Genomic DNA, 20,630 nt, shown 5'->3' with positions numbered 1-20,630 from the left:
GCCGAATTACTAGCCAATTTCAAGGGCCGCTCCAACCCCCGATTGCCGCGGGGCGGCAGGGTGAAGCTGTGCACGGGCGAGGGGCGCGCGCGGCGCGGCTCAGCTCTGCCGCTGGGACTGCGATTGCGACTGGCCGGCGCGGCCGGCCTGCTCGACCTTGACCGCCACCGACAGCGTCTCCGCGCCGCCGCCATAGCGGGTGCCGCGCACGGGGGCTGCGCCGAGATAATCGAGCCCGATCGCGACGCGGACATGGGCGTCCGTGGCGCAGATGCTGTTGGCGGGATCGAAGCCGACCCAGCCGAGACCGTCGACATAGGCCTCCGCCCAGGCATGGCCCGCATCCTGATGCACCGTTCCGTCGGAGCGCAGGAAGTGGCCGGAGACGAAGCGCGCCGGCACACCCCCGCTGCGCGCGCAGGCGATGAAGATGTGCGCGTAGTCCTGGCAGACGCCGCGCTTGAGCGTGAACGCTTCCGCCGCCGACGTGCCGCTGTTGGTCGGGTCCTCGTCGAAGGTCATGTGATCGCTGATTTGCGTCATCAGCGTGTGCAGGAAGCCGAGCGTGTCGCTCTCGGCCTCGCTGCGCAGCTGGCGCGCGACCGCATTCATCGCGGGATTGACCGTGGTGAGGTCGGTGGCGCGCAAGAACATGCCGGCCGGAAAGCGCTCATCGGCGCCGCGCAGAACGCCGCCGGTGTCGTGGGTCTCGATCAGGCCCTCGGCGGTGATCTTGATGTCGCCGACGGGTCCGCAGGACAGCACATGGGTGACGTTGCCGAACGCGTCCTCGTGGGTGTCGAGCTTGGTGTCGGTCGACACGTCGATCTGCCACTCCGCCACATATTGCCCGTCATGGCTGCCGGGCGTCATGCGCAGGATCTGGATCACGCTCGTGGCCTGCGGCTCGTAGCGATAGGTCGTGGTGTGCAGGATTCGCAGGCGCATGGGGGACCGTGATTTCTAGGTGGTCATTCCGGAGCGATGCGTCAGCACCAAACCCGGAATCTCGAGATTCCGAGTATGGCCCTACGGACCATCCCGGAATGACAGAAGATCAGATCAAATACTGCTTCGTGATGATTTCGCCCAGCCTGGAATTGTCGGAGATGAATTCCTGAATGAATTCATGCACGCCATGCTGGAAAATGTCGTTCATATTGCTGTGTTCCAGCCGGTTGCGGATGCCGCGGGCATGGCGCTGGGCCGGGCCCTGGCGGCCATAGGCGACCCCGATCTGATCGAGATTGCGCACGAGATTGCCGTAGCAGCTCGCCAGCGAACGCGGCAGCGTGTCGTTGAGGATCAAGAGGTCCGCGATCAGCCAGGGTTTCAGTGTCTCGCGATAGACCCAGTGGTAGGCCGTCAGCGCCGAAACCGAGCGCAGGATCGAGGTCCACTGGTAGAAATCGAGCGGGCCGCCGACGTGCTCCTCCTCGGGCAGCAGCACATGGTATTTCACATCGAGAATGCGCGCGGTGTTGTCGGCGCGTTCGAGATGCAGGCCCATCCGCGAAAACCAATACGCGTCGTTGCGCAACATGGTCCGGTAGGCCGAGCCGTCGAAGCGCAGCGAGGTCTCCTGCACGAAGCGCAGGAATTTTGCGAGGTCCTCGCGCGTGGAGGTCCCTCTGCTCCAGACTTCCTGCAATTCGATCCAGGCCGAGTTGATGGTGTCCCACATCTCGCTCGTCAGCGCTGTGCGCACCGAACGCGAATTCAGCCGCGCCGCCTCGATGCAATTCCTGATCGAGGACGGGTTGTTCGGCGAGAACGAGAGGTACTCGACGACGTTATGCTCGTTGGCTTCCTCGTAGGTCTGATAGAAGCTTGCGGCAACGCCGGCGGTCAAAAGCGCCGAGTCCCATTCGTTGGTCTTGCCGATATAGGCGGCGGGAAGCGCGGTGACGCGCAGCGTCGCATCGATGGTGCGCGCGAGATACTCGGCCCGTTCGACGTAGCGGGCGAGCCAATAGAGGTTTTCGGCGGTACGCGACAGCATCTCTCTACTCGTCCAGGATCCAGGTATCTTTGGTACCGCCGCCCTGGCTCGAATTCACCACCAGGGAGCCTTCCTTCAGGGCAACGCGTGTCAACCCGCCGGGCACGATCGTGGTGCTCTTGCTGCCGGTGAGCACGAACGGCCTCAGGTCCACGTGGCGCGGCGCAAGGCCGGATGCCGTGCAGGTCGGGCAGGTCGAGAGCGCCAGCGTGGGCTGCGCAATGAAGCCTTCGGGCTCGCGCTTGAGCTTTTCGCGGAAGGCCTCGATCGTCGCCTTGGTCGCGGCAGGACCGATCAGCATGCCGTAGCCGCCGGAGCCGTGCACCTCCTTCACGACGAGTTCGCTCAGATGGTCCAGCACATAGGCGAGGTCCTTCGGCTCGCGGCAGCGCCAGGTCTGCACGTTCTTCAGAATCGGCTCCTCGCCGAGATAGAATTTTACGATGTCCGGCATGTAGGAGTAGATCGCCTTGTCGTCGGCGATGCCGGTGCCGACGGCGTTGGCGAGCGTGATATTGCCGGCCGCATAGGCCGACATCAGCCCGGGCACGCCGAGCGCGGAGTCGGGGCGGAAGGTGAGGGGATCGAGGTAGTCGTCGTCGACGCGGCGGTAGATCACGTCGACCCGTTTCACGCCCTCGGTCGTCCGCATGAACACTTCGTTGTTCTTGACGATGAGGTCGCGGCCCTCGACCAGCTCGATGCCGAGCTTGTCGGCCAGGAAGGAGTGCTCGTAATAGGCCGAGTTGTAGACGCCCGGCGTGAGCAACGCGACTGTCGGCTCGCCGGAGGCGCTTTGCGGCGCCACCGAGCGCAGGGCGGATAGCAGCTCGTCCGGATAGCGTTCGACCGGCGCCACCCTGTGGCGGGCAAACAGGTCCGGAAACAGCCGCATCATGATCTCGCGGTTTTCCAGCATGTAGGACACGCCCGAGGGTGTGCGCGCATTGTCCTCCAGCACGATGAAGTCCTCGGAATCGACCCGGACGATGTCGATGCCGGCGATATGCACGTAGACATCGTGCGGCACCTGCTGGCCGTTCATCTCGGGACGGAAGACCGGGTTCTGAAAGATGAGGTCGTCGGGCACGATCTCGGCGCGGAGGATGTCGCGGCCGTGATAGATATCGCGCAGGAACATGTTGAGCGCGCGCACGCGCTGCTTCAGGCCCTTCTCCAGCAGCGACCATTCCTTGCCGGACATGATCCGCGGGATCACGTCGAAGGGGATCAGGCGCTCCGTGGACTCGGTGTCCCCATAGACCGCGAAGGTAATGCCGATGCGGCGGAAGAGGAGCTCGGCCTCTTGGCGGCGATATTCGAGCGCCTCGGGAGGCGTCTCCTTGAGCCAGCGCGCCAGCTCCTGATAGGCGGGGCGAAGGTCCCCACCGGGAATGTTCATTTCATCAAACGCGACTGCCATAGATCCCGACTTGTCTCCGCAAGGCGTTGCGCCATTCGACAGGCCGCGAGGCCTTGGTGAAGACCGCAAACGTCCTGGCCATGCGGCAAGAGTGCATGACTTTCATGCGGTAGCAAGGGCCGGGCCAGCGCGATAAGCATGGGAAGAGGACATTTGCCGGGGATGGCCGGCGGCTTGCCTGAAAAAATGGCTGAGGAGTGCTTATTTCGGCAGCAAAAGCGCGTGACTTCAACGCGTTACCTCGGCAAAGTCGGGCCGATAGGTGAGGGACTTGAGGTATGAGCGAGATCGTCACGGCGGGTGTTCTGGTCATTGGGGACGAAATCCTGTCCGGCCGGACCAAGGACAAGAACATCGGCTTCATCGCCGAATACCTGACCAATATCGGCATCGACCTGAAGGAGGTCCGGGTCGTCTCCGACGACGAGCCCGACATCATTGCCGCGTTGGATGCGCTGCGGCATCGCTACACCTATGTCTTCACCACCGGTGGCATCGGGCCGACCCATGACGACATCACCGCCGACAGCGTCGCCAAGGCGTTCGGCGTCGGCATCGATCACCACCCGGAGGTGGTCGCCCGTTTCCGCGAGCGCTGGAGCGAGCAGGATCTCAACGAGGCCCGCCTGCGCATGGCCCGCATCCCTGATGGAGCCGAGTTGATCCAGAGCGCGACCATCCTCGCCCCCGGCTTCAAGATCGGCAATGTCATCGTGATGGCGGGCGTGCCCTCGATCATGCAGGCGATGATGGACATCGTCTCGCCCAAGCTGAAATCGGGCGTGCGCATGCTCTCCGAATCGGTCCGCGCCAATGCGCGGGAGGGTGACATCGGCAGCCCGCTGCGGGCGATTGCCGCCGAACATCCCGACACCATCATCGGCAGCTATCCCTTCATGGATGAAGAGCAGAAGCCGAACACCAATCTGGTGGTGCGCTCGCGCGATGCGGACAAGCTCGCAGCCGCAATGGCGGCGGTGAAGGAAATGCTGGCGGGATTGAACATCACCCGCTAGCAACCTAGCTGCCGGCAGACGAAGCAGGAGACGACGATGGCTGGTGAAGCACCGGAACTAAGTGCGGAAGAACGGGCGGGCCGCCCCTTTCCGGTGTCGTGGGACCAGTTCCACCGGGATTGCCGGGCACTGACCTGGCGGCTCAATGAGGTTGGTCCGTTTCATGCGGTGATCGCGATCACCCGCGGCGGCCTTGTGCCGGCCGCTATTGTGGCGCGCGAGCTTGGCGTGCGCGTGATCGATACGGTCTGCATCGCCAGCTACGACCACGACAAGCAGGGCGACCTCAAAGTGCTGAAGGGCATTTCCGAAGACGTGATGAAGCTCGGCGGCGGCACCGGCAAGGGGCTTTTGATCGTCGACGACCTCGTGGATACCGGCAAGACCGGCAAGCTGGTGCGCGCCATGCTGCCCGATGCGCATTTCGCCACCGTCTACGCCAAGCCGAAGGGACGTCCGCTGGTCGACACCTTCATCACCGAAGTCTCGCAGGACACCTGGATCTTCTTCCCCTGGGACACCGCGCTGTCCTATCACCCGCCGCTGCGCGACGGGGCGGCGTGATCATCGCCGTCATTGCGAGCGCAGCGAAGCAATCCAGAAATGTGTCCGCGGAAATAATCTGGATTGCTTCGTCGCTTCGCTGCTCGCAATGACGGGCGGAGGCGACCATGCCCCTGCAAAACCGCGTCACGCCGACTGGCGAGATCATCGCGACGCCGCACCGCGGCCTGTTCACCGGCAACCGCGGCATCATCCATGATCCCGCGACGAAGACGCTGCTGAAGAAGCGCTGGTCGTCGCCGGCCTGGATCGTTTGCCTGTGTGAATTCCGCGGCTGGCGGCGGCCGGTGATGGCGCGGCGGAGCTGGACCGAGCTGTTCTTCCTCGACGAGGCCACCGCCTTTGCCGCAGGCCACCGTCCGTGCTTCTTCTGCCGCCGCGACGATGCGAAGCGCTTTCGCGTTGCATGGGAAGCAGGGAATGGTGCAAGCGGCATCAGCGCCAAGGCAATGGATGCCGTACTGCATCGGGAACGGCTCGATCGCGGCAAGAAACGGCTGCATGCGCTGCCGAGGCCGCTCGCGGAATTGCCGGACGGCGCGATGGTCCAACAGGGCGAGAAGAGCTTTTTGATAATGCAGGGGAGGGCCCTGCTGTGGTCGCCGGCGGGCTATGCCAGGGACGCGCGTCAGCTCGACGACATGAAGTTGCTGACGCCGCCCTCAACGCTGCGCGCGCTCGAGGCCGGCTACCGGCCCGTGCTGCATCCGACGGCGCTGGACTAAGACACGCGCGTCGTGATCATCCCAGCTTCTCGCGTGCCAGCGCGGCGCCGGCGCCGAGCGCCATCAACTTGGCTTCGGCGATCTCGCGCCGCATCGGCGCCATGCCGCAATTGGTGGTGGCGATGATGTTGCTCTTGGGCACGAATTTCGACACCGCGTCGATCACCTGCACGACATCCTCGGCGGTCTCCACCGTGTCGCTGGCGACGTCGATCACGCCGGCCTGCACGATCTTGGACTTGAGCAGGGCAAGCAGGTCGAGCGGCACCTTCGAGTTGCGGCACTCGATCGCGACCTGCTGGATCGGGCTGGCGTCGATCGCGGGAAAGATCTGCTCGTACTGCCGCCATTGCGTGCCGAGCGTTTCCTTCCAGTCGGTATTGGCCTTGATACCGTAGCCGTAGCAAATATGCACGGCGGTGGCGCAGGTCAGGCCCTGCGCGGCGCGCTCCAGCGCCTTGATGCCCCAGTCGTTGACCTCGTCCATGTAGACGTTGAACGCGGGCTCGTCGAACTGAACAAGATCGACGCCGTCGGCCTGGAGCGCCTTGGCTTCCTCGTTCAGGAGTTCGGCGAACGCAAAGGCCATCTTGACGCGGTCGCCATAGTAGCGATCGGCAATGGTGTCGATGATCGTCATCGGGCCCGGCAGGGTGAATTTCAGCTTCTTCTTTGTATGAGTCCGGGCGACGCGCGCCTCGTCGGCGTGGACGCGGCTCTTCAGCCGAAGCGGGGCGACGACCTGCGGCACCATCGCCTTGTATCGATCCTTGCGGATGCCCATCTCGACCTTGTGGGCGAAGTCGATGCCCTCGATCTTCTCCAGGAAACCGTGGACGAAATGCTGCCGGGCCTGCTCGCCCTCGGTGACGATGTCGATGCCGGCATCCTCCTGGACCTTGACGGCAAGCATCGTCGCATCGCGCTTGGCGCGGACGAGCTCGTCGCCTTGCGACTTCCAGGGCGCCCAGAGCATGTTGGGTTCGGCGAGCCACTCCGGCTTCGGCAAGGAGCCGGCGATCGTGGTTGGAAACAGCATGGCGGCCCTCTCGGCGGGTTGTGATTGCGCCCCTTCCTGCCATGTCTTAACGTCGAGGTACAGAACAACAAAAGTCGCCTCGAAACCGGCGGCGCCGGACCGGAAACGCCATGATCGAATTCTTCTTCGACTGTTCCAGCCCCTGGACCTATCTCGCCTTCCACAACATCCAGCCGCTGGCCAGGGAGGTTGGCGCGGAGATCGTCTGGCGGCCGATCCTGGTGGGCGGCATCTTTAATACGGTCAACCCAAGCGTCTATGCGCAGCGTGAGACACCGGTGCCGTTGAAGGCGCGCTACATGAAAAAGGACCTCGCCGACTGGTCGCGCTCAGCCGGTCTCGCGATCAAGATGCCACCGACGGTATTTCCGGTGAACAGCGTGAAAGCGATGCGCGGCTGCATCTGGCTCGGGCAGGACTCGGTGCCTTTCGCCACGGCGGTGTTCGAGACCTATTGGGGCGAGGACAAGGACATCTCGCAGGATTCAGTGCTCGCCGAGATCTGCAGGAAGGTCGGCGTCGACGAGCAGAAATTCTTCGCGGGCATTTCCGGGCAGGGGATCAAGGATCAGCTCAAGGCCAACACCGAGGAGGTCGTCGCCCGCGGCGGCTTCGGCTCGCCGACGATCTTCGTCGGCAAGACCGACATGTATTTCGGCAACGACCGCCTGCCGTTGATCCGCGAAGCGCTGCTGCGCGGCAAGGCGAGCGCGGCCTGATGGTGCGGGCAGTCGTCTGCCGCGCGCTCGGCGCGCCCGAAGCGTTGCAGCTCGAAGAGTTTCCGTCGCGCGAGCTGAAGCCGGGCGAAGTGCGCGTCGCGATCCGTGCCGCCGGCTTGAATTTTCCGGACGTGCTGATGGCGGCCGGCGAGTACCAGCTCAAGCCGGAGCTGCCGTTTACGCCGGGGATGGAGGCGGCCGGCGACGTGACCGAGGTCGGCGCAGAGGCGAGCGGCGTCGCCGTCGGCGACAAGGTCATCGTCAAGATGCGGCACGGCGCTTTCACGGACGAAGCGGTGGTGATCCCGTCGCAGCTCACGCCGATGCCATCGACGTTCGACTATGCGGAGGCTGCGACCTATCTCGCCGGGCACGGCACCGCCTATCACGCGCTGATCGACCGCGGCCGGCTCGAGCCGGGCGAGGTGCTGCTGGTGCATGGCGCCGGCGGGGGCGTTGGCCTTGCCGCCGTCGAGATCGGCAAGATGCTGGGTGCGACCGTGATCGCGACGGCGTCCAGCGACGAAAAGCTCGCAATCGCCAAGGCGCGCGGCGCCGATCATCTCGTGCGCTACGACCGCGAGCCGTTTCGTGATGCCGTCAAACGGATCACCGACGGTCGCGGTGCCGACGTCGTGTTCGATCCCGTCGGCGGCGAAGTGTTCGAGAATTCGATGCGTTGCATCGCCTGGGGCGCACGGCTGCTGGTGATCGGCTTCACCGGCGGCATCGGCTCGGCCAAAACCAATCTCTTGCTGATCAAGGGTGCGAGCGTGCTCGGCGTGCGAGCGGGCGAAGCGGTACGGAAAAATCCCGCGCTCGGCGAGATCAGGCTGAAGGCGTTGCTCCAATGGGCCGAGGAGGGCAAGCTGCGGCCCCATGTCTCGCACCGCCTGCCGCTGGAGGAGGTTGCGAAGGCGATGCGGCTGTTGCTCGACCGCAAGGCGATCGGGCGTGTGGCGTTGGTGATGGAGTGACAGTGCTGTAGGGTGGGCAAAGGCGCGTGAGCGCCGTGCCCACCATTTATCGGCAGCCGTGACAAGAATGGTGGGCACGCTTCGCTTTGCCCACCCTACGATGCCTCACTTGTACTCGCGCTCCGTCCACCACGGGAAATAATCCGGCATGTCGCTCGATACCTTGTTCTTGAACTGCGCCGGGCGCTTCTCCAGGAACGACACCACGCCTTCCTTCACATCTTCAGAGCGGCCGCGGGCGTAGATGCCACGGCTGTCGACCTTGTGGGCCTCCATCGGATCGTCGGCGCCCATCATGCGCCACATCATCTGCCGGATCAGCGCCACCGATACCGGCGCCGTCTTCGCCACGAATTCCTTGGCGAGCGCGCGGGCGGTCGGCAGCAGATCATCAGGGGCTACAACCTTGCTGACGAGGCGACCGGCGAGGGCTTCCTGCGCCGGGAAGACGCGGCCCGAATAGCACCATTCCAGCGCCTGCGAGATGCCGACGATGCGCGGCAGGAACCAGCTCGAGGCGGCCTCCGGCACGATGCCGCGCTGGGAGAACACGAAGCCGAAGCGCGCGGCGTCGGAGGCGATGCGGATGTCCATCGCGAGCTGCATGGTAACGCCGATGCCGACCGCGGGACCGTTCACCGCAGCGATCACAGGCTTGAGGCATTTGAAGATGCGCAGGGTCACCTGGCCGCCACCGTCGCGCACCTGGGAATCGCTGTAGTCGACCTTGCCGTCGGCAAAGCGTTTGACGGGCCCGCGCCGGGCGTCGCGATCAAAGGTGTCGGCGCCCGACGAAAGGTCTGCGCCCGCGCAAAAACCGCGGCCGGCGCCTGTGACGATGATGGCGCGGACGTCGTCGTCCTTGTCGGCTGCGTCGAACGCGTCGATCAGCTCTCCCTGCATCTGCGCGTTGAAGGCGTTGAGCTTGTCGGGCCGGTTCAGCGTGATGGTGAGGATCTGCTCGGCGACCTCGTATTTGATCGTCTCATACGCCATGGTGGTTTCCTTCCTTTTCTTTGTTATTGGTGTTTCTACGCAGCCTGCCGTCATGCCCGGGCTTGTCCCGGGCATCCACGTACTTGCTTCAGTGCAAGCGTATAGACGTGGATGGCCGGGACAAGCCCGGCCATGACGGAGTATGTAGATTACTTCGCCGGCGGGCTCGGCCAGGACTTCTGCGGCCCGCGCAGGCTCTCGAAAGCCTTGGCCATGCCAAGCACGCCGATATCGTCGAAGCGGCGTCCGACGATCTGCACGCCGATGGGAAATCCCTTGGCGTCGAAACCGCCGTTGATGGAGATCGCCGGATTCTCCGACATATTCCACGGGACGGTATAGGCGATGTGCTCGAACGGCTTCATGGGATCGTTGGTCGGCGAGGCCCACTCCGCCGGATAGTTCACGTTCGGCGCAGTCGGCGAGATCACATAGTCGAGCTCGCAGAACAGCTTTGATGCCGCCGCGCGGATTGCCATGGTCTGGTTGAAGCCACGGATAACGTCGATGCCGGAGAGCTTCGCGCCAGACTCGCCCCACTTGAAAATGTAGGGCAGCACCTTTGCCTGTTCGGCGGGCGTCAGCTTCGACAGATCATCCCACATCCGTGCGCGCCAGAAATTGTCGAGACCATCGAGCATCTCGCGCGTGAGGATGCCGTCGACTTCGGTGACGACGGCCCCTGCGCATTCGAACGCTTTCGCCGCCTTCACAGCGACCTCGCGCACCGGTTTCTCCAGCGCCAGGCCAACGCCGGGATCGAGCATCAATCCGATGCGGAGTTTGCGCGGGGATTTCTCCAGCCCCTTCCAGTTGAGGGGCTCGGCTGGGAGGCTCGTGCCGTCGCGCCGGTCGGGTTTTGCGATCGCGCTCATCATCAGCGCGCAATCGTCGACGGTGCGGGTCATGGGACCGGCGACGCGGCCGACATAGGCGGGATCGATCGGCACGCGGCCAAAGCTCGGCTTGAATCCGACGAGGCCGCACCAGCCCGCGGGCAGGCGGACCGAGCCGCCGATATCGGTGCCGAGATGCAGCGGACCATAGCCGGCCGCCGCAGCGGCGCCCGCGCCGGCGCTGGAGCCGCCGGGGTTCTTGGAGAGGTCCCAGGGATTACGCGCCAGCGCGTGGAAAGAGGACAACCCCGAGGACAGCATGCCGTAGTCGGGCATGGTGGTCTTGGCGAAGATGATCGCGCCGGCGTCGCGCAGGCGCGCGGCGGGCGGTGCGTCCTTCTCGGCCGGCACCAGCTTGACGCTGGCCGCGCCCAGCGGCACCGGCACGCCCTTGGTCGCGATGTTGTCCTTCACGGTCACCGGCACGCCGTCGAGCGCGCCGGAGGGCTCGCCTCCAGACCAGCGCGCGGTCGAGGCCTTCGCGGCCTCGCGCGCGCCGTCGGAATCGCATGCATAGAGCGCCTTGAGGTGCGGTTCCCAAGCTGCGACGTGCGCGAGCACGTCTTCCAGCACCTCGCTCGGCGAGAACTGCTTGGCGCGATAGCCCGCGATCAGATCGACCGCGGAGAGATCGTGCAGCGAGGTGACTTCCTCTTCGACGCTCTTTTTATGCATGGGCACCCACCGGCATCCGGGTCTCGATGATCCGGGCGAACATGCTGGCACCGATCGGCAGGATCTTGTCGTCGAGCACGAAGCCGGGATTGTGCACCGGCACCGAGCCGTCGTGGCCGACCCAGAAATAGGCGCCAGGAATGGTTTGCAGCATGTCGGCAAAATCCTCGCTGCCCATCTTCGGCTGGGCGCGGGTAATCACGTTGGCGGGGTCGACGATGGTGCGCGCGACCTCCTCGACCACCTTGGACTGCTCGACCTGGTTGACCAGCACATCGAACGTGTCGCGGATGTCGACGTCGATCACGCATTGATAGGCGCTCGCGATGCCGGCGCAGATCGTGCGGATGCGTTCGCTGATCAGGGTGCGGACTTCTTTCGAGAAAGTGCGGATGGTGCCGCAGAGATGCGCGTCACCGGGGATGACGTTGTACGCCGAACCGGCGTGAATCTGCGTGATCGAAACGACTGCGGCTTGCAGCGGCTCGACGTTGCGGCTGACGATGGTCTGGATCGCCTGCGCCAGCGTGGTCGCGATGATCACAGCGTCCTTGGAGCGCTCCGGCATCGCACCGTGCGCGCCATAGCCGGTGATGCGGAGGTCGAAGAAGTCGGCGCTGGCCATCGCGGGGCCGGGCAGGATCGCGATCTCGCCGTGGTTGAGGTCGGGCGCGTTGTGCAGGCCGTAGAGTTCGTCGCACGGAAATTTCTCGAACAGCCCGTCCTTGATCATCGCGCGGGCGCCGCCGAGGCCTTCCTCGGCCGGCTGAAAGATCAGGTGCACGGTACCGTCGAAGTTCTTGGTTTCGGCGAGGTAGCGCGCGGTGCCGAGCAGCATGGTGGTGTGGCCGTCATGGCCACAGCCGTGGAAGCGGCCCGGGATTTTCGAACTCCATTTCAGATTGGTGTTCTCCTCCATCGGCAGCGCGTCCATGTCGGCGCGAAGCCCGATACGCTTGCCGCTCGAACCCTTGCCCTTGATGACGCCGATCACGCCGGTGCCGCCGAGACCGCGATGCACCTCGATGCCCCAGCTCTTCAGCTTGTCCGCGACGATCCCGGAGGTGCGCACTTCCTCGAAGCCGATTTCCGGATGGGCGTGGAGGTCGCGCCTGATAGCAGTGAGTTCGTCGGCATAGCCGTCGATGCGGTCAATCGTGGGCATGTGTTCTGTCCAGTTAGCGTGAGGAGGGAGTGAAAACCGGGCCGTTCGGCTTGATGCGGATCCCCGGCCGGAGGCGCGTCCACGGCAGCGTAGCCGTGTCCGCCGGCATCGCGCCGGGGGCAGCGCAGATCATCAGCTTTTCCGCGATCGGCTCGAAATCGGCGCGGAAGTGCACCGAGCTCTTGTTGACCAAAATCTTCTGTTCAGTCGGCTCGATGCCGACATAGCGGTACATGGCCTGATCGGCGAGCTGCGCCTTGTGCGAGCTCACGACGATTCGGACGTCGCCGATCCGAAGGCAGGCCGACGGGCCCATCTCCATCTCGCGGCCGCCGTAGTAGGGACCGGGCGCGATGAAGCGGCCGTCGGAGAGTTTTTCGACGACGAAGGCCTCACGATAGGGCTCGTCGCCGGGAATGCCGGATTTGCCGCCGAGCGACAGCGTCACGGTGGCGCCGACGCCGGCTTCATGCGCGGCTTTCGCCGATGCCGGATCGTAGATCGCGCCGGTCGCGGCACTCGCCTTGTTGCGGACCAGCGCGCGCAGCATGCCGGTGGTGTCGGAATCGCCGCCGGCGCCGGGATTGTCCTGGGTGTCGGCGATGATGATCGGCTTGTTCGCGCCCTTCGAGAGTTCCATCGCGTGGCGCACGCCGTCATCGGGTGACCAGATCTTGCCGTCGAAATCGTCCTCATGGCTTTCGATCAGCTTCACGATCGCATCCGCCGCGCGGTCGGCATCGGCTTGGGTCTTGCCATAGGCAAACACGCTCGGCCCGCAATCGCGGAAATCGGCGGCGGGGAAGCCGGGGGCGAAGGACAGCGTCGGAACCGCGTCGCTCTCGAGCGCCGCAAGCTTTTCGTAGATGCCCTTGGTCGGCTGGTCGTTGGTGCACTGCCAGCTGATCGGGATCAGGAACGGCAATTGCCGGAAGGATTTTGCGAAACGCTGCTTTGTCTTCAAGAGCAATGCGAGGTGTCGCGCGCAGGCACGGCCGGTCTCGGCCATGTCGATATGGGGGTAGGTGCGGTAGGCGATCAGCGCGTCCGCATGCTCCATCATCTCGGGCGTGACGTTGGCGTGCAGGTCGAGGCTCGCGACCAGCGGAATGTCCTTGCCGATGACGCGGCGCACGCGGGCCAGAATCTCGCCTTCGCCGTCGTCGAGATGTTCCGTGACCATCGCGCCGTGCAGATCGAGATAGACGGCGTCGATCGGGCCGGCGGCTGCGATGCCGTCGACCATGACACTGACGATGCGCTCGAAGGCGTCCCTGGTGACATGCGCCGAGGGGCTGGCGCCGCAAGCAATGGTCGGGATGAGTTCCCAGCCGAGGGCCTCGGCGCTGTCGACGAAACCGGCGAGGCCGACATTGATACGGCGCATCACCTTCAGCACGTCGGGTCCTTGCGTCATCGCCGGCCAGCCGCCGCCGTGCTGGAAGTCCGCGAACGTCGCCTTCGTCGGAGCGAAGGTGTTGGTCTCGTGCAGGAAGCCGCCGACGGCGATACGTGTCATCAACTCAAGTCCAGCAATTGAAAGTGCGCGACGTTAGCCCTGTGCTTGCGGCGAGAGCAAGCCGGGAAGCAATCGCGCCGCGCATGGCGTCAGATCGTTTTAGGAATGCTTGTCGCAACCGCCGTCATTGCGAACGCGGCGAAGCAATCCAGAATCCCTCGACGGGGACAGTCTGGATTGCTTCGCTGCGCTCGCAATGACGAGGAGAGAAACTAGGCGCTGGCCGCCACGCCCTCGGCCACCGGCCGGAAGTTCGCAAAATCCCAGCCGCGGCCCGGCGCTGCCTCGAGCAGGGCTCTGGTGTACGCTTCCTTCGGATGCGTCAGCACTTCGGCGGCCGGGCCCTGCTCGACGACGCGGCCGTGCTGCATCACCACGACCTCGTCGCAGATCTGTGCTGCGACGCGCAGATCGTGAGTGATGAACAGGATGGCGATGCCGAGCCGCTTCTGGATCTCGTCGAACAGGTCCAGCACCTGCGCCTGCACGGAGACGTCGAGGGCGGAGACCGCCTCGTCCGCGACCAGCACGTCGGGGTCGAGCGCGAGCGCGCGGGCGATCGCAATGCGCTGACGCTGGCCGCCGGAGAATTGGTGCGGATAGCGCGCGACCGCATCGGCGGGCAGGCCGACCAGCTCGAGCAATTCGCGCGCACGCTTCATTGCGTCGGCATGCAACACGCCGTAATTGATCGGGCCTTCCGCAATGCTTTCGCCGACTGTGACGCGCGGGTTGAGCGAGCGGTAGGGGTCCTGGAATACGATCTGGATCTTCTTGCGATGCGGCTGCAACAGCCGCCGCGAGATGTCCGAGATCTCGCGGCCGGAGAGGCGGACGCCGCCGGAGGTCGGGTCGATCAGGCGGACGATGCAGCGCGCCACGGTCGATTTGCCTGAGCCGCTCTCGCCGACGATGCCGAGCGTGCGGCCCTTGCGGAGCGTCAGCGTGACGTTGTCGGCGGCGACGACTTCGCGGCCTTTACCGAAGAACGCGCGCTCGCGATAGACCTTGCCGAGCTCGTTGGCCTCCAGCACCACCGGTTCCTTGGTCTCAGGCCGCGCCGCGCGCGGCACCAGGCTCGGCACTGCCGAGAGCAGGTTGCGGGTGTACTCCATGGTCGGATTGCGCAGGATGGAATCCAGCGTTCCGGTCTCGACCAGTCGGCCCTGCCGCATCACCGCGACGCGGTCGGCGATCTCGGCGACCACGCCCATGTCATGGGTAATGAACAGCACGGCGGTTCCGTGATCGCGCTGGAGGTCGCGGATCAGGGTCAAAATCTGCTTCTGCGTTGTGACGTCGAGCGCGGTGGTCGGCTCGTCGGCGATGAGAAGCTTCGGTTCGAGCACGAGCGCCATCGCGATCATGATGCGCTGGCGTTGACCGCCGGAGAGTCGGTGAGGGTAGGAGGCAAAGATGCGCTCGACCTGGGGCAGGCGCACCTGCTCCATCATGTCGAGGATACGCTTCTTGCGCGCCTTCGCATCGAGTTTGGTGTGCGCGCGGAGAACCTCGTCGATCTGGCGGCCAACCGGCATCACCGGATTGAGTGCCGTCATCGGCTCCTGGAAGATCATCGCCATCCGCGTCGCGCGGAGCTGCCGCAGGCGGCGGTCGGTCGCGGTGAGAATCTCCTCGCCGACCAGCTTGACGCTGCCGCCGGTCGGAATCAGCGTGCCCTTCGGCAGCAGACCCATCGTGGTCAGCGAGGTCACCGACTTGCCCGAGCCGCTTTCGCCGACGAGGCACAGCGTCTCGCGCTCGTGCACCTGGATCGAGATGCCGTCGATGATGTTTGCAGCATTCGGCTTCTTGCCGACGGAGACGACGAGGTTGTTGATGTCGAGGATCGGGCTGGTCATCACTTGATCGGTCATCATTTGCCTTCCCGCTGCTTCATGCGCGGATCGAGTGCGTCGCGGGCGGCGTCGCCTATCAAATTGATGCTGAGGATGGCGATCGAGAGCAGCAGGCCCGGCCAGAAGATCAGCGTCGGCTTGAGCTGGAAGTACTGACGGCCCTCGGCCATGATGTTGCCCCAGGTCGGCGTTTCCGGCGAGATGCCGGCGCCGAGGAAGGAGAGGATGGCCTCGGTGAGGATCGCGGAGGCGCAGACGTAACTGCCCTGGACGATCAGCGGTGCGATCGTGTTCGGCATCAAATGCCGCCACATGATCTTTGGCAGGGATGTGCCGACCGAGATCGCCGCTTCAACATAGGGCTCTTCGCGCGCCGATAGCACGACCGAGCGTACTAGGCGTGCCACGCGCGGAACTTCGGGGATCGTGATCGCGATCAGCACGGTCCAGAGGCTGGCGCCGGACAGCGACACCACGGCGATTGCCAGCAGGATGCTCGGCATTGCCATCAGGCCGTCCATGATCCGCATCATGACGGAATCGACCAGCTTGAAGAAGCCGGAGACGAGGCCGATCGCCAACCCAATGACGATCGACATGATCGCCGAGCCGATGCCGATCAGAAGCGAAATGCGTCCGCCATACATGACGCGCGACAGCAGGTCGCGGCCATAGGCGTCGGTGCCGAGCAGGAATTGCGCCGAAGAGGGCTTCAGCCGCTGCGAGGGCGCAAGCTGGATCGGATCATACGGCGCGATCAACGGCGCCAGGATCGAGATCAGCACGACCAACGCCAAACAGATGGTCGCTGCCGCGATGATCGGCGTCGAGGTCAGGAATCCGAAGCGCGGCCGCAGCGGCGACGTGATCGGGATGGAGGACTGGGGAAGGGTATCGACAGACATTCTTGTTGTTATCCTTAGCCCTAGTACCGGATCCGGGGATCGAGCAGCGTGTAGGCGACGTCGATCAGGAGATTGACGACGACATAGATCAACGACGTCAGCAAGATCATCGCCTGGATCACCGGATAGTCGCGCGCCAGCACCGCATCCACCGTGAGGCGGCCGATGCCGGGGATGTTGAACACGCTTTCGGTGACGACGACCCCGGAGATCAGAAGCGCAAAGCCGGTCCCGATCACGGTGATCACGGGCACGGCGGCGTTGCGCAGCGCATGGCGCATCATCACAGCGACTTCGTTGATGCCTTTTGCGCGCGCGGTGCGGACGTAGTCCTCGCCGAGCACGTCGAGCATCGCCGCGCGCGTCATGCGCGCGATCAACGCGATGTAGATAAAGGACAGCGCGCAGGTGGGCAGGATGATGCGCTCGAAGAACGGCCCAAAACCGTTCGAGATGCTGCGGAAGCCCTGCACCGGCACCCAGCGCAGGTCGATCGCGAAGACCTCGATCAGGATGTAGCCGACCACGAACACCGGCACCGAGAAGCCGAGCACGGACAGGCCCATCACGAAGCGGTCGATCCAGGTGCCGTGCTTCCAGGCCGCGATCACGCCCAGGGGAACAGCGACGATGACGGCGAGGATGATGGTCGACAGCGCAATCGAGATCGACGGCTCGACCCGCTGGCCGATCATCTTCATCACCGGAAGGTTGGAGATGAGTGAAGTTCCGAGATCGCCATGCAGCAGCTTGTTCAGCCAGGTGATGAACTGCACGATCAGCGGCTCGTTGAGGCCGAGCGAGGTCCGGATGCGCTCCAGCCGCTCCGGCGTGGCGTTGTCGCCGGCAAGAATCGCGGCGGGATCGCCCGGGGTGAGGCGGAGCAGAAGGAAGACGAACAGCGCCACCACGCCCATCACGGGCACGGCGGCGAGAATTCGGCGAAGGAGATATCCGAGCAAGTTGGATCCCGTCAGATTAGAGTCAAATCAGAGACAGCGGCTGCCTGGGGTTCTGCCACCAGCCTAACATTTCAGCAATTCCCATGCCATCCGGGCCACCGTTTTTGCAGTGCGGTCAACTTGTTTCGGTGATCTGGCCCGGTTTTGGCGATGTGGCTCGCACCGTTACTCCAGAGTCGCGAGCAGCCCCGCCATCAGCCGGCCGCGTTCGACCAGACTTTCAACCTCGATATACTCTTCGAGCGTGTGGCCGTTGCCGCCACGCACGCCCAGGCCGTCGAGAGTCGGGATGCCCATTGCGCCGGTAAAATTGCCGTCGGAGCCGCCGCCGGCGCTCGCATGCGGCAGTTCTGCGCCGAGTGACTTGGCGATCCCGCGCGCCTTTTCATAAAGCGCCATGGTGCCGGCATCAGGCTCCCAGACCGGACGTGTCACGCCGCGCGTCACCTTGAAGGTGACATCATTGGTTGTACCCGAGAGCGCCAGCATCCTCTCGACGCCGCGATCGAGGTCGGCTTGGCGCTTGGCCATCGAAAGCGCTTCGCCGGTGGCGGTCGTGGCAACGCAATTGACCCATTGACCCCCGTGCACGACGCCGACGGAGAACGTGCAGTCCTCGCCCGTCATCGCGTCGATCGCGAGGATTTGCCGCGCCATCTCGCGGATAGCAGACCGGCCCGCCGACAAGGTCGCGCCGGCGTGGCTGGGCCGGCCGGTCGCCTCGAGATTGAAACGCGCGATGGCGTAACGTCCGGTAGTGACGCCGTTGTCGGCGCGGCCGGGCTCGGGCACCAGCACGTATTTGTTGCGCGCGGCTTCCGCCTCGATGATATCGCGCGTGGAGGGTGTGCCGACTTCCTCGTCGGGCGTGAACAGCACGGTGATAGGCAGCGGCGTCGTGAACGAGGCGCGGGCCAGTTGGCGGATCGCTTCCAGCGACAGATAATTGCCGCCCTTCATGTCGTAGATGCCGGGTCCGTAGCACTTGCTGCCGTCGCGGCGCCATTTCAGCTTCTCAATGGTGCCCGTGGGGTGGACGGTATCCATGTGTCCGGCAATCAGGATACCGGGCTCGCCTTGCTTCGGATGCGGAAAGCGGGCGCGGATCACGCCGCCAAAGCCCTGACGACCGGCGATGCGCTCGATCGTCGCACCCATGATCGCCATCTCCCGCGCTGCGATATCGAGCATGCGGTTCACGGCGCTCGCGTCCCAGGTCGGGCTTTCGCATTCCACCCAGCCGCGCAGGCCCTGGAGCATCGCTTCGGAATCGAAGGGAAGATTGGCTGGATTCATCTCAATGTCTCTCGAATGTCTCTTGGGCTTCGGAACATGGAACGCGCATTGCATTGGCGCGGGGCAGGACAGGCGGAGAGCGTTGTAGAGCCAAACCGATCCTTGTGGAGCCCGTGCGCGCGCCGCTTGGGCTTGCAGCGAAACCGGATTGACGCGCTCGGCACTGTCTGCAAGTCTCGAAAAGATAAAGGCATTGCATGAGGTTAGTTCGCCTAAAGAACGAACCGGATGCTCAATCAATAACCTGCCTTTGAACAGTTTCACGTCAGGAGAACTTTTTATGTTTAAGTTGATGCGCCGGGGGCCTCGCGCGTTCGCCTCCAAACTTGCGCTGTCGGTCGTCGCGCTTTCGACCGCACTGGCCTCGCCGGTGCTTGCGGCCGGCAAGACCATCACCGCGGTGATGCATTCGGATCTGCGCATCATCGATCCGATCTTCACCACGGCCTACATCACGCGCGACCATGGCTACATGATCTACGACACGCTCGTGGCGCCCGATTCGAACTTCAAGATCCAGCCGCAGATGGCGGACTGGAAGATCTCCGACGACAAGCTCACCTATACGTTCACGCTGCGCGACGGCCTGAAGTGGCATGACGGTGCGCCGGTGACGGCGGAGGACTGCGTTGCCTCGCTCAAGCGCTGGGCCGCAGTCGACGGCATGGGCCAGAAACTGCTCGACTTCACCGCGAGCATCGAGGCGACCGATGCCAAGACCATCACGCTGAAGCTGAAGGAGCCCTACGGCCTCGTGCTCGACTCGATCGGCAAGCCGTCCTCCCGCGTTGCTTTCATGATGCCGAAGCGCCTCGCCGAGACGCCGCCGGACAAGCAGATCCCCGAGCAGATCGGCTCGGGTCCTTTCAAGTTCGTGCAGTCGGAATTCCAGCCGGGCGTGAAGGCGGTCTACGTCAAGAACACCGACTACGTGCCGCGCAAGGAGCCGTCGAGCTGGACCTCCGGTGGCAAGGTGGTGAAGGTCGACCGCGTCGAGTGGATCACCATGCCGGACTCGCAGACCGCGGTGAACGCCTTGCAGTCGGGCGACATCGACTTCGTGGAAAACCTGCCTTACGACATGCTCCCGTTGCTGGAAGCGAACAAGGAGATCACGATCGAGGTCTCGAACAAGTTCGGTTTCCAGACGCTCGGCCGGATGAACTTCCTTTATCCGCCGTTCGATAATGTCAAAGTGCGCCGTGCTGCCTTTCTGGCGATAAACCAGAAGGACGTTCTCGACGCGCTCGTCGGCAACGCCAAATATCAGAAGGTTTGCGGCGCCTTCTTCGTGTGCGATACGCCGTTCGCGACCGAGGCCGGTGCCGAGACCCTGGTGAAGGGCAACGGCATGGCCGAAGCCAAGAAGGCGCTCGCCGAATCCGGCTATGACGGCACCCCGATCGTGATCATGGCTCCCGGCGATGTCACGACGCTGAAGGCGCAGCCGATCGTTGCGGCTCAGTTGCTGCGCGAGGCCGGCTTCAAGGTCGACCTGCAAGCGACCGATTGGCAGACGGTGGTGAGCCGCCGCGCCAGCCAGAAGCCTCCGAAGGAGGGCGGCTGGAACATGTTCTTCACCAACTGGGTCGCGGCCGACGTCTCCAACCCGATCGCCAATCTCTCGATCGGCGGCCAGGGCAAGAAGGGCTGGTTCGGCTGGGCCGAGAACGCCAAGATCGAAAAGCTCAAGGACGACTTCGTTCGCGCCGCCTCGCTCGACGATCAGAAGAAGATCGCCGCTGACATCCAGAAGGAAGCCTATGAGCAGGTGATTTACATCCCGCTGGGACAGTATCTCCTGCCGAGCGGCTGGCGTAAATCGCTGACCGGCGTGCTCGACGGTCCCGCGACCCCGCTGTTCTGGAACGTCGACAAGTCGGAGTAGGGCG

Annotated in this window: 18 protein-coding genes; 6 read left to right on the top strand and 12 right to left on the bottom strand. The window is 64.3% G+C overall.

Annotated features, from left to right (window positions below):
* Positions 1 to 99 precede the first annotated feature (99 nt).
* The 3 genes from AC0L20_RS05270 to AC0L20_RS05260 all read right to left on the bottom strand — a co-directional run bounded on the left by AC0L20_RS05270 (position 100) and on the right by AC0L20_RS05260 (position 3,425).
* Entirely contained in the window at positions 100 to 948 is an 849-nt protein-coding gene (locus AC0L20_RS05270; RefSeq protein WP_473287696.1) for a transglutaminase family protein, read from the bottom strand.
* A gap of 109 nt (positions 949 to 1,057) precedes the next feature.
* Positions 1,058 to 2,002 carry an alpha-E domain-containing protein gene (locus AC0L20_RS05265; protein WP_456769301.1) on the bottom strand — a complete coding sequence of 315 codons (945 nt, stop codon included), beginning with the start codon at positions 2,000 to 2,002 and terminating at the stop codon, positions 1,058 to 1,060.
* A 4-nt stretch (positions 2,003 to 2,006) separates the two neighbouring features.
* Positions 2,007 to 3,425, bottom strand: a complete 1,419-nt coding sequence (locus tag AC0L20_RS05260; RefSeq protein WP_456769302.1) for a circularly permuted type 2 ATP-grasp protein — start codon at positions 3,423 to 3,425, stop codon at positions 2,007 to 2,009.
* A gap of 278 nt (positions 3,426 to 3,703) precedes the next feature.
* Between AC0L20_RS05260 and AC0L20_RS05255 the strand changes: the two genes are divergently transcribed.
* The 3 genes from AC0L20_RS05255 to AC0L20_RS05245 all read left to right on the top strand — a co-directional run bounded on the left by AC0L20_RS05255 (position 3,704) and on the right by AC0L20_RS05245 (position 5,730).
* Positions 3,704 to 4,441, top strand: coding sequence for a competence/damage-inducible protein A (locus AC0L20_RS05255; RefSeq protein WP_473287695.1), 738 nt, complete (start codon positions 3,704 to 3,706; stop codon positions 4,439 to 4,441).
* A 36-nt stretch (positions 4,442 to 4,477) separates the two neighbouring features.
* Positions 4,478 to 5,005, top strand: a complete 528-nt coding sequence (gene gpt, locus AC0L20_RS05250; protein WP_007602504.1) for a xanthine phosphoribosyltransferase — start codon at positions 4,478 to 4,480, stop codon at positions 5,003 to 5,005.
* A gap of 107 nt (positions 5,006 to 5,112) precedes the next feature.
* On the top strand, positions 5,113 to 5,730 hold the full coding sequence (locus tag AC0L20_RS05245) for a hypothetical protein (RefSeq protein ID WP_473287694.1): 618 nt from the start codon (positions 5,113 to 5,115) through the stop codon (positions 5,728 to 5,730).
* A 16-nt stretch (positions 5,731 to 5,746) separates the two neighbouring features.
* Here AC0L20_RS05245 and AC0L20_RS05240 read toward each other — a convergent pair whose 3' ends face one another.
* The gene (locus AC0L20_RS05240; RefSeq protein WP_473287693.1) at positions 5,747 to 6,769 is read right to left on the bottom strand and encodes a methionine synthase; all 1,023 of its coding nucleotides are present in this window, start codon (positions 6,767 to 6,769) and stop codon (positions 5,747 to 5,749) included.
* A 110-nt stretch (positions 6,770 to 6,879) separates the two neighbouring features.
* Between AC0L20_RS05240 and AC0L20_RS05235 the strand changes: the two genes are divergently transcribed.
* Both AC0L20_RS05235 and AC0L20_RS05230 read left to right on the top strand, forming a co-directional pair.
* Entirely contained in the window at positions 6,880 to 7,488 is a 609-nt protein-coding gene (locus AC0L20_RS05235) for a DsbA family protein (RefSeq protein WP_473287692.1), read from the top strand.
* The gene (locus tag AC0L20_RS05230) at positions 7,488 to 8,465 is read left to right on the top strand and encodes an NADPH:quinone oxidoreductase family protein (protein ID WP_473287691.1); all 978 of its coding nucleotides are present in this window, start codon (positions 7,488 to 7,490) and stop codon (positions 8,463 to 8,465) included. Before AC0L20_RS05235 ends, AC0L20_RS05230 begins: the two co-directional genes overlap by 1 nt.
* Before the next feature lie 105 nt (positions 8,466 to 8,570).
* Here AC0L20_RS05230 and AC0L20_RS05225 read toward each other — a convergent pair whose 3' ends face one another.
* From AC0L20_RS05225 to AC0L20_RS05190, 8 genes are all read right to left on the bottom strand, one after another.
* On the bottom strand, positions 8,571 to 9,461 hold the full coding sequence (locus AC0L20_RS05225; RefSeq protein ID WP_473287690.1) for a crotonase/enoyl-CoA hydratase family protein: 891 nt from the start codon (positions 9,459 to 9,461) through the stop codon (positions 8,571 to 8,573).
* A 149-nt stretch (positions 9,462 to 9,610) separates the two neighbouring features.
* Positions 9,611 to 11,032, bottom strand: coding sequence for an amidase (locus tag AC0L20_RS05220; RefSeq protein ID WP_473287689.1), 1,422 nt, complete (start codon positions 11,030 to 11,032; stop codon positions 9,611 to 9,613).
* Positions 11,025 to 12,197, bottom strand: a complete 1,173-nt coding sequence (locus tag AC0L20_RS05215; RefSeq protein ID WP_473287688.1) for a M20 aminoacylase family protein — start codon at positions 12,195 to 12,197, stop codon at positions 11,025 to 11,027. The genes AC0L20_RS05220 and AC0L20_RS05215 overlap by 8 nt, the downstream gene beginning before the upstream one ends.
* 13 nt (positions 12,198 to 12,210) lie before the next feature.
* Positions 12,211 to 13,716: a M81 family metallopeptidase gene (locus AC0L20_RS05210; protein WP_456769309.1), complete on the bottom strand. Its 1,506-nt coding sequence runs from the start codon at positions 13,714 to 13,716 to the stop codon at positions 12,211 to 12,213.
* Positions 13,717 to 13,928: 212 nt separating this feature from the next.
* Entirely contained in the window at positions 13,929 to 15,578 is a 1,650-nt protein-coding gene (locus AC0L20_RS05205; RefSeq protein WP_473287855.1) for an ABC transporter ATP-binding protein, read from the bottom strand.
* Positions 15,579 to 15,592: 14 nt separating this feature from the next.
* On the bottom strand, positions 15,593 to 16,480 hold the full coding sequence (locus tag AC0L20_RS05200; protein WP_007611875.1) for an ABC transporter permease: 888 nt from the start codon (positions 16,478 to 16,480) through the stop codon (positions 15,593 to 15,595).
* A gap of 20 nt (positions 16,481 to 16,500) precedes the next feature.
* On the bottom strand, positions 16,501 to 17,442 hold the full coding sequence (locus AC0L20_RS05195) for an ABC transporter permease (RefSeq protein ID WP_007602533.1): 942 nt from the start codon (positions 17,440 to 17,442) through the stop codon (positions 16,501 to 16,503).
* Positions 17,443 to 17,607: 165 nt separating this feature from the next.
* Complete coding sequence (locus AC0L20_RS05190) at positions 17,608 to 18,738, bottom strand: M20/M25/M40 family metallo-hydrolase (RefSeq protein ID WP_473287687.1); 1,131 nt, start codon at positions 18,736 to 18,738, stop codon at positions 17,608 to 17,610.
* A gap of 280 nt (positions 18,739 to 19,018) precedes the next feature.
* On the opposite strand from AC0L20_RS05190, the gene AC0L20_RS05185 reads away from it, so the two are divergent.
* The gene (locus AC0L20_RS05185; protein ID WP_456769311.1) at positions 19,019 to 20,626 is read left to right on the top strand and encodes an ABC transporter substrate-binding protein; all 1,608 of its coding nucleotides are present in this window, start codon (positions 19,019 to 19,021) and stop codon (positions 20,624 to 20,626) included.
* Positions 20,627 to 20,630 lie beyond the last annotated feature (4 nt).

This window comes from Bradyrhizobium sp. Kon58 (assembly GCF_055807455.1).
The sequence above is the reverse complement of the archived record's forward strand: the minus strand, read 5'-3'. Positions and strand labels throughout refer to the sequence as shown.